This window comes from Mycobacterium sp. E735 (assembly GCF_001666955.1).
Classification (GTDB): Bacteria; Actinomycetota; Actinomycetes; order Mycobacteriales; family Mycobacteriaceae; genus Mycobacterium.
This window is the reverse complement of record NZ_LZIX01000055.1, coordinates 1-9,712: the sequence shown is the minus strand read 5'-3', so window position 1 is coordinate 9,712 and position 9,712 is coordinate 1. Positions and strand designations below refer to the sequence as shown.

At 67.9% G+C, this 9,712-nt stretch carries 5 protein-coding genes and 1 pseudogene; 2 read left to right on the top strand and 4 right to left on the bottom strand.

Going from position 1 to position 9,712, the window contains the following annotated elements; all coding sequences use genetic code 11:
* Both eccCa and eccB read right to left on the bottom strand, forming a co-directional pair.
* Positions 1-3,100, bottom strand: a 3,100-nt coding sequence (eccCa, locus tag A5704_RS04380; RefSeq protein ID WP_067887543.1) for a type VII secretion protein EccCa, incomplete at its 3' end; no start/stop codon positions are given.
* Positions 3,097-4,614, bottom strand: coding sequence for a type VII secretion protein EccB (eccB, locus tag A5704_RS04375; protein ID WP_067748001.1), 1,518 nt, complete (start codon positions 4,612-4,614; stop codon positions 3,097-3,099). The genes eccCa and eccB, both read right to left, overlap by 4 nt.
* 427 nt (positions 4,615-5,041) lie before the next feature.
* On the opposite strand from eccB, the gene malQ reads away from it, so the two are divergent.
* On the top strand, positions 5,042-7,204 hold the full coding sequence (gene malQ / locus A5704_RS04370) for a 4-alpha-glucanotransferase (RefSeq protein ID WP_067887539.1): 2,163 nt from the start codon (positions 5,042-5,044) through the stop codon (positions 7,202-7,204).
* A gap of 68 nt (positions 7,205-7,272) precedes the next feature.
* Here malQ and A5704_RS04365 read toward each other — a convergent pair whose 3' ends face one another.
* Together A5704_RS04365 and A5704_RS28205 are read right to left on the bottom strand one after the other, a co-directional pair.
* Entirely contained in the window at positions 7,273-7,509 is a 237-nt protein-coding gene (locus A5704_RS04365) for a hypothetical protein (RefSeq protein WP_156669876.1), read from the bottom strand.
* 19 nt (positions 7,510-7,528) lie between these two features.
* Positions 7,529-7,687: a hypothetical protein gene (locus tag A5704_RS28205; protein ID WP_156737608.1), complete on the bottom strand. Its 159-nt coding sequence runs from the start codon at positions 7,685-7,687 to the stop codon at positions 7,529-7,531.
* 584 nt (positions 7,688-8,271) lie between these two features.
* On the opposite strand from A5704_RS28205, the pseudogene A5704_RS04360 reads away from it, so the two are divergent.
* Positions 8,272-9,549 (top strand): annotated as a pseudogene (locus A5704_RS04360) (oxidoreductase); the annotation flags it as partial.
* Positions 9,550-9,712 lie beyond the last annotated feature (163 nt).

The following is a 9,712-nucleotide window of genomic DNA, read 5'->3' as shown; positions in this document are numbered from 1 at the left end:
CGAACCCGCTTCGCACCGGGGGCCGCAGCTCCGATTCGCGATCGGCCGTGACCACCACGTGGACCCCGAACGACGGGCCCTGGTTGATGATCAGGTTCACCTGCTCGATCAGCACCTCGTTCTCTTCGGCCAGCGCCCGGTAGTTGTCCACCACCAGGTAGACGTCGCCGAACCCGTCGTTGGGGACCGGGCCGGGCTCGCCGCCGAACTTGCGCCGACGGAAGACCTCCATGGAGGCGATGCCGTACTCCAGGAAGGTGCTCTTGCGCTGACGCACCAACGCCAGCAGCTCGGCCACCGTTCGGCGCACGCCGTACGGATCGGTCGGGCCGGCGACCTCACCGACGTGCGGCAACCGGGCGACCGTGGTCAACGCGGTGCTGCTGTAGGCCAGGCAGTAGAACTGGACCTGCTCGGGGGTGTGGGTCAGCGCGGCCGAGCAGATGAGCGTCTGCAGTGCCGTCGTCTTGCCCGAGCCGCCGGCGCCCAGGATGAGGACGTTGGCGCCCGGCCCCGAGGTGTCCACCGTCCACGGCGGCTGGTCGTGCTTGAAGGGCCGGTCGATGATCCCGATCGGGAACACCAGATCGCGGGCCGTGCCGTAGTTCTCCTGCCACGGGTGGCCGAGGAATCGGTCGACCAAGTCGTCGATCGGAACCGGCTGGTTCAGCGGCGGCTGCCACAACCGGTACGGCTCGAAGTCGATCTTGCGCAGCTGATCGATGATCACCGTGCCGACCTTCGGCACCCGGATGCCCTCGACGTCGTCGTCGCCGACCTCGTCGGCCCCGAGCGTCTCGCCGTTGGTGATCGCGGCCGGGGTGAGCTCCGGGCCGCCCACGCTGACCTCGAGCGGGGTGAACGAATTGGTGAACAGCTGCGGGCGAACGTAGTCGATGCTGTGCACCAACGCCGGCGCCTCGTCGCCGTCGTCGGTGAGCCCGCGGGGGAAGTAGTCCCGCCAAAGGAACTCGGCCTGGAACCGGACGATGTCCTCCAGGCTGCGGCGGAAGTAACCCAGGCCCGCCTGCGCCGGCAAGTTGACGGCGTTCGGCACGCCGGCCGCCTGCGCGGCGCCCGCGGTGCGCGCCTTCAGCACCAGCCGGTAACCCATGTTCTCCATCAGCTTTTCGGCGCGGCTCTCGATGGTCTGTGACGCCATCATCAGGTGGATCCAGTAGGCGCGGCCCTGCCGGCCGATCGAGTCGAGCACGTCGACCGCGGTCGGCATGATCCGGAACCATTCGTAGAACTCGTCGATGACCACCACGAGCATCGGCAGCGGCGCCATGTCCTGGCCGCGGGCCTGCATCCGGAGCCGGACCGAGTTGTACTCCTTGGCGTCGTCGACGCCGGCGCTGTCGCAGATCGCCTTGCGGCGGGCGATCTCGCCCCACAGGGCGTCCAGGAAGCGCTCCATCAGCGCCTGGTCCTCTTCCAGGTCGGTGATGATGCGCGACACGTGCGGGACCCCGGCGAACGGCTTGACCGCCGACCCACCCTTGAGGTCGGCCAGCACGAACTGCAGTTCCTCCGGCGGGTGGCTGAGCATCAGCGACTCGATCACGGTGCGCACCAGGGTCGATTTGCCGGAACCCGTCGTGCCGGACATGACGCCGTGCGGGCCGTCACCGCCCTCGTCGAGGGACTTCATGTCCAGGAAAAGCAACTCGCCATTGTCGGATCGAACCCCGAAGGGTGCCCGCAACCGCGACCGGCCCATCGAGTCGTTACGCGCGCCCCACAGCGCCTCGAAATCGATGTGCCCCGGGTCGTCGATTCCGTAGTAGGCCATGATGTCCCGGGCGCCGATGTGGGCCACCCGCTGGCCGATCTCCTCGTAGGCCTCGGCGAGGCGCCAGCGGGCCAGCGCCTGGGCGAACTCCTCCGCCTCGGCGACGCTGATGTGGTCGGTCAGCGCGAAGAACCACGGCTTCTCGTCGATCACCATCCAGGTGTCGCGGTCGCGGGGCAGCGCCTCGATGATGCCCTTGTCGTCGAACCGCAGGGTGCGCTCCGGAACCGAGGTCCACATCGAGGAGCCGGTCAGGTCGAAGAAGGTCACCCCGTCGATGCCCTCGGCGCTGATCACGAATTCCCACTGGGGGTCGACGACGTCCGCGACGATCACCGTGTGCGGCGTCGGGGTCTGCGCCGACGAGCTGGCGTGCCGGGGCGTGAAAGAGCCACGCCCGGCGAACAATTCGGACTGCTCGGCGGCGAACTCGCGCACCGAGCTGTAGACCATCCGCGCGTTGCCCGCGGCGTCCTGGCGCCGTGGGTCGCCGAAGTGCGGAAGCCATTTGACCCAATCCCACTCGTCCAGGTCGGCGGTGACGACGACCATCTGGACGTGGTCGGGGCCGTGCGAGAACGCCAGCTGGCAGATGATCGCCCGCATCAGTCCCAGCACTTGCTCGCGGTCCCCGTTGAGCGCGTACCAGGGTTCGACGAGCAGCGAGATCATCTTGGGCAGGTTGTAGACGACGCTCTGGTAGCGGCCGAATTCCTGCAGCGCCTTACCGGTCACCGGCTCCAGCTCGATGTCGGTCGGCATGTTCTGGGGCTCACCCCAGGTCACCTCGGGACGCGTCATGCCGACGCCGACGCGGACCACACCGAAGTTGAGGTCCTTGCCGTCGGGCTTGCGCTCCCACATGCGTGAGCTGCCGACCGCGGCGGCCAGCGTGGTGGGCGCCGGGTGGTACCACCGGTAGTTGGCGTCCATGCTGTCGGCCGACTCGTGGGCGGTCTCGCGCAGCATGTCCAGCATCAGCATGAACTGGGCGCGCATCGCGTCCAGCTTGGGCCGGCTCATCTGCTGCTGACCGCCGAATCGGCCGCCGAACATCATCATCGCGACGCCACCGATCATGAAGATCGGGAAGATCGCGCCGGCGCCGCCGAACACGCGCGAGCCGCTGCCGAAGACCATTGCGACCATGCCGATCAGCAGGCCGATCACCAGGACGCCGACGATGATCAGCCACACGGGCTTGCCCTCGGGCGGCGGAATGCTCAGGGGCGTCGGAAGGACGATGTTCTCCGGCTTGATGACCGGAGGCTTCTCCGGTGTCGGACGTGCAAACCCGCGTTTCACTTAGGTACCGCCAATTCTCCTGGGGACATATCCATCGGTAGGGTGTCGTGCTCCACGAGCGCGTCCGCGCGCGACAAGGTCGGGCCTTGCGGGAGCAGCCGCAGCGCCACCCACGGCGCCAGGCTCGGTTTGGTCTTGAGGCCCAACGCCTCACGCACGTCGCGTGTGTCGTCGACCCCGAACCGGGCGCCGGCGTCCGTCACCCACCACAGCGATTCCGTCGTCTTGGCGCCCGGGTCGTTGCCGGTGACGGCCACGAAGTTTCCGTAGTCGGGCCCGAAGAAGACCTGGTCGGCCACGCGGCCCGTCGTGTCGGCCTTGACCAGCGAGACCACCTTGTTCTCGTCCTTGGCCGCCACCGGGATGGTCGGGCCGGACACCACCTGGATGCGGGCCCGGTTTTCACCGGAGGTCTTCTGCCACCACCAGCAGGTCGACGGGTTCTCGCGGATGTCCGAGACGTTCAGCGGGGCGTCCGGGTAGGAGGACAGATCCAGCTTGTTGACCACGGGCATCTTCGCCAGGGCGGACGGTTCGACGGTCACCGGTTTGGTGTTGCCCGGCCCGGCGTTCTGCAGAATCTGGGCCACCAACGGCGGGAGGGTCTGCACGCCGTCGGCCAGCACCAGCGAATATTGTTGCGGCCCACTGATTTGCGGTGTGACGATCACCGTGCCGATCGGGCCGGGCGCGTTCGGGAAGGATGCGCCGGCGCCCGCGTTCGGGATCTGGGGCACGGTCAGTTCGGGTCCCACCGGCAACGCGTCGAACAGGGCGCGGCTCATGGGCTTGGCCTGGCCGACCTGCTCGGGCGTCAGGCCCAGCGGCAACAGCACCGACCGGTTGGTCGCATCGATCCGTGACCGGCGTCCCTCCCGGATCACCCACGCGTCCCCGCCGTAATTCAGCACCACCGCGTCCGACCCGTTCAGCACGCGCCGGTGGTTGCTGAGGTCGGGGTTCCCGTCGATGACGGTCACCGTCACGCCGGACGGTGCGCTGACACCGGTCGAGGTGGCGACGGTGTCACACACCAGCCACGACGACGTGGCCGGGCTGGTGGTGTGGAAGTTCGACGGCGCGCCCGGGATGCCCACCATCGGGCCGCGCGGCAGGCTGGCGATCTGGTTGGACTTGACCAGGTGCGGGTTGTCCGGGCGGCCGGTGATCAGGCGCGCCGACGCCAGGTTCAGCGCCGGATACAACCGGTCACCCACGCGGACGTACAGGGCGCCGGAGTCACGGTCGGCGATGATCGGCGAATCCCCGACCTGGCCGGCCGGGCTGAGGAAGGAGTACAGCAAGGCGCCCAGGCAGATCACCAGCGCCGCCGACACCGACGCCACCACGGCCAGCGTCTGGCGCCGCCCCGGCTCGACCTCCATGCGGACGCGCCAGCGGGTGAGCGCCATTGCGGTGCGGCGAGCGAGGAACTGGTAGCCGGTCACCTGGGTCCGCGTCGACAGCCCGAGGCCATACCCCGACCCGCGCTGCCCGCGACTCTCTTCCGCCACTTAATTCACCATCCGGTCTGCTAGAACGCCTGGATATTGTCCTGTGAAAATTTCCGCTGCGCGAATTACATCGACAACCGTAAGGCACCGGTACGGGCCTCGCCACGCGGCGACGATGACGTTCGCTGCTGCATCTGCTTCATCTGCGGGCGTCCGGTCGTCGGCAGCTCGCCGGGGCCGCCGGCGTGCGCCACGCGCCAGGCGCCGTTGAGCTGGCACTTTTTGTTCCCCGCCGATCCCGCCCGGACTCCTCATGTCTCTGAGGGCATCGTAATGGCGAATGGCGCGCCCGTCCTGTCGAGCGTGCGCCCTCGGCGCACGGCGCGACGCAGCACCGGCCGGCAAACCGGGCGGCGGCGGTCGCGGGCCGGGTCGCCGCCTCTCCCCGATTGGTCGGCGAGCGATTTCTGGCACCAAGATGAGCGGTATGAGTGAGCTCGCGCCGTCCCTGGTCGAACTTGCCAGGCGATACGGCATCGCGACCGAGTATCAGGACTGGACCGGGCGGCGGGTGCTCGTCGCCGAGGCCACGCTGGTGGCCGTGCTGGCCGCGCTCGGCGTGGCGGCCGGAACCGAGCAGGAGCGCAACGTGGCCCTGGCCGCGAAGCTGCGGTCGCATTGGGCGCGGCGGCTGCCTGCGACCATCGTCGGCCGGACCGGCGAGCAGGCCCGGTTCTGGGTGCACGTGACCCACGGCGACCCCGCCGAGGTGTGGTTAGAGCTCGAAGACGGCACCGTGCGCGGCGGGATCCAGCAGGTGGACAACTTCACCCCGCCGTTCGAACTGAACGGGCGCTGGGTGGGCGAGGCCAGCTTCGTGCTGCCGCCCGACCTGCCGCTGGGCTACCACCGGGTGCACCTGCGGTCCGGCGACGGCGAGACCAGCACCGCGCTGATCATGACGCCGGACTGGCTCGGGCTGCCGGAGCGGCTCGGGGCCCGGCGCGGCTGGGGGCTGGCCGCCCAGCTCTACAGCGTGCGGTCGAGCCAGTCCTGGGGGGTCGGCGACCTTACGGACCTGACGGACCTGGCGGTGTGGTCGGCGACGCGGCACGGCGCCGACTACTTGTTGGTCAATCCGCTGCATGCCGCCGCTCCGACGACCCCCATGGAGCCCTCGCCCTACCTGCCTACCTCGCGGCGCTTCGTCAACCCCCTCTACCTTCACGTCGAGGCGATCCCCGAGTTCGCCGCGCTGCCCAAGCGAAGCCGGGTGCGGCGGCTGCGCTTCGACGTGCAACAGCGCGCCGCCCGACTGGACTCGATCGACCGCGACAGCGCGTGGGCGGCCAAGCGCGCCGCGCTCGAGCTGCTGCATCGGGTGCCGCGGTCGGCGGGCCGCGAACTTTCCTACGAAGCCTTCCGCGCCCGTGAAGGCCGCGCGCTCGACGACTTCGCCACCTGGTGCGCCCTGGCCGAGAAATACGGCGCCGACTGGCATTCCTGGCCGCAGAAGCTGCGGCATCCCCAGGCGAGCGGTGTCGCCGGTTTTGTCGAAAAGCATTCGGACACAGTCGATTTCCACCGGTGGCTGCAATGGCAACTCGACGAGCAACTCGCCGCGGCGCAGTCGCGGGCGGTCCGGGCCGGAATGGCGCTGGGCGTGATGCACGACCTGGCGGTCGGCGTGCATCCCGACGGCGCCGACGCGTGGGCGCTGCAGGATGTGCTGGCGCTGGGCGTCACCGCCGGTGCCCCGCCTGACGAGTTCAACCAACTCGGCCAGGACTGGTCCCAGCCGCCGTGGCGGCCGGATCGGCTGGATGCGGAGGAATACCGCCCCTTTCGGGCGTTGATCCGCTCGGTGCTGCGGCATGCCGGTGGTGTGCGGATCGACCACATCATCGGGCTGTTCCGGCTCTGGTGGATCCCGGAGGGCGCACCGCCCACCGAGGGCACCTACGTTCGCTACGACCACGAGGCGATGATCGGCATCGTCGCGTTGGAAGCACACCGCGCCGGCGCGCTGGTCGTCGGCGAGGACCTCGGCACGGTCGAACCGTGGGTGCGCGACTACCTGCTGCTGCGCGGGTTGCTCGGCACATCGATCCTCTGGTTCGAGCTCGACCGCGACGGGGCCGGCGGCCCGCTGCCGGCCGAGCGCTGGCGCGAGTACTGCCTGTCGTCGGTGACCACCCACGATCTGCCGCCGACGGCCGGCTACCTGGCGGGCGACCACGTGCGGCTGCGCGAGTCGCTTGGACTGCTGACCCGCCCCGCTGAAGACGAGCTTGCCGCCGACAGGGTCGAGCTCGCGGCCTGGCTGGCCGAGTTGCGGCGGGTGGGGCTGCTCGGCGACGCCGACACCGACGAGGAAAGCATCATCTGTGCCTTGTACCGGTATCTGGGGCGGACCCCGTCGCGCCTGGTGGGCGTGGCCCTGACCGACGCGGTGGGTGACCGGCGGACCCAGAACCAGCCCGGGACCACCGACGAGTACCCCAACTGGCGGGTGCCGCTGACCGGCCCCGATGGCCGCCCGGTGCTCCTGGAGGACGTGTTCACCGATGTCCGGGCGGCCACCCTCGCCGAGGCCGTGCGCAGCGCAATCGCGCCCACGGACGTCGATAGCGCGCCTGTTAGCTTCTGAGGCCAATAAGGTTTCCGCCGTGTACGGCCGCGCGACCCGGCCTAGCGGCAGCTATTGAGGTGCGGTCGTTAACTGGGGCAGACCTGCTTGACCCAGCCGTCGACGGTCTTGTTGTTTTTCGTGTAATCCGGGTCATCGAAGTGCGCGCCACCCGTGGTGACGAAGTGTTCGATGGCGTCTTTGACGGAAGCCGGCGGGTTGTACCGCTCCAGGGTGTCAGCGGCCTTGCGCGCGGCGTCCTTGTCCGATGCGGCGAGCAGATCCACATTCGCCCCGGTGACGTCGACACATTGGCTGGAATCCAAGGTCGCGACTGCCGGCGCGTTAGCCGTGCTGGTATCGCTGGACGCCGCGGATGCCGACGTAGTAGCTGTGGTGGTCGAACTGCTGCTTGCAGCCGAACTCGATCCCGAACTCGCGGGTTTGCTGCTCGAGCAGCCGGTCATTAGTGCTGTGGCAACTACGAGGGCCATAAACAACCACCGACGGGTCATACAATCCTCCAACTCGATTTGTAGTTTTCATTTGCCGGGATATCGCCCATATTCCAGGCCGGCAACCGGACGCCGTACGATAACCCGGCATTCGCGGGACCGTTGAGTGTTTCGCGTTCGAATTCATTTTGCTGAAACGTGTCCACGTACGAATTCGGCCCTCACCGCTTAGCCCGAAGCCCTTTGGCGATGGCGACCGCTCCGGCATTCCGCGGGCGTTCGCCGTCAACCGGGTTGAGATAGTTCGGACCGCCCGGTTCGACGACACGACCCGATCCAGCGGCCTTCCAGAAGACTCTGCGCCAACTCACAGCGGGCGTCCATAAACCGCATCTTCGGTGTAAGCCCCTGATTCGTCGGGCAGTTGCGGTGTTGAGGGCCGGTGCGGCGGGCGGATTTCGCCCGAATCGGACCGTCGGCAGCGAAAGTACGTCGCCCCGGGCCCGGGACGCGGCGTTTCTTCCTGATCGTGTCCAATTTCTACAAGTCGACCCGTGTAAATTCGGCCTCGTGACGAACACCGAACAACGGAACTCAGACGTCAATCCGGCCGGCGGCGTGTCGACACTGAGAGTGGGCACGCCGCTGCAGTCTCCCCCGGACTACCGCAACGAGATTCACACCGCCGAGGACGTCATCGACGTGGAGACCTACGGTGGCGGCTTCGACCTCACCCGCCGGGCCACCGCCCCGAAGCTGCGCATCGGCCGCGACCGGTGGTTCAATCTGCTCTGGCTGATACCCATCGGCTTTGCCCTGCTGATCGCCGGGGTGGCCGTGGGCAAGGGCCTGCACAACATGCCGGCGGTGCAGTCGTTCATCCAGCGTCATCCCGGCACGGACCGCTCCGGCGTCGCTCCCGGCCTGCCGGCCTGGATCGGCTGGACGCACTTCTTCAACCTGTTCATGATGATGTTCATCATCAGGACGGGGATCCAGATCCTCTGCGACCATCCCCGGCTCTATTTCAGCCGCAACGCCACCCCGGGTAAGGACGAGTGGCTGCGGGTCGGTCCGCCCGTGCCGGACGACGAGCTGTGGACGGCCAACGCCGACACCGTCGCCCTCCCACCGCAATTGGGCCTGCCCGGCTTCCGGCACTCGATCGGGCTGGCCCGGTGGTGGCACCTCGGCGTGGACGTGCTGTGGCTCGTCAACGGGGCGGTCTTCTATGTGCTCCTGTTCGCCACCGGGCAGTGGCGCCACATCGTGCCGACCAGCTGGGACGTCTTCCCCAACGCGGCGTCGGTGGCCATTCAATATCTGTCGCTGGACTGGCCGACCGACAACGGCTGGGTCGCCTACAACGGCCTGCAGTTGTTGTCCTACTTCACCACGGTTTTCATCGCCGCGCCCGCGGCTTTGATCACCGGCCTGGGAATGTCGCCCGCGTTGTCGCAGCGGGTGCACTGGCTCAGCAAGCGGCTGAGCATTCAGCACGCGCGATCGCTGCATTTCGTGGTGCTCGTCTATTTCCTGTTCTTCATCCTGGTGCACGTCACGATGGTGTTGACGACCAGTGCGCTGCGAAACCTCAACCACATGTTCGCCTCGCGCGACGACAACAGCTGGGTGGGTTTCTGGATCTTCGCCGCGGCCATGGTGCTGACGGCGATCGCCTGGGTTTGGGCCACTCCCTTCACCATTCGTCATCCGCGGGTGATTCAGCGGGTCGGGTACGCGCTGGTGGGCCCGTTCCAGCGAATGCTTGAACAGCTCGACCCCAAGCCCGGCGCCTTCACCGAGAAGGACATCTCGCCGCATCATTGGCGCAACGGGCGCCTGCCGGAGACCGTCGAGTACAAAGAGCTGGAGGCAAACGACTTCAAGGACTGGATGCAGAAGTGCTGGCTGATCTGCTCGTGGTAGGGCAGTGCCATCAGGTCCTCGAGCGAGAACTCCATCGGGTGCTCGACGAGACCGTAGACCTTCAGCCGCCAGTCCTTGAAGTCGTTTGCCTCCAGCTCTTTGTACTCGACGGTCTCCGGCAGGCGCCCGTTGCGCCAATGATGCG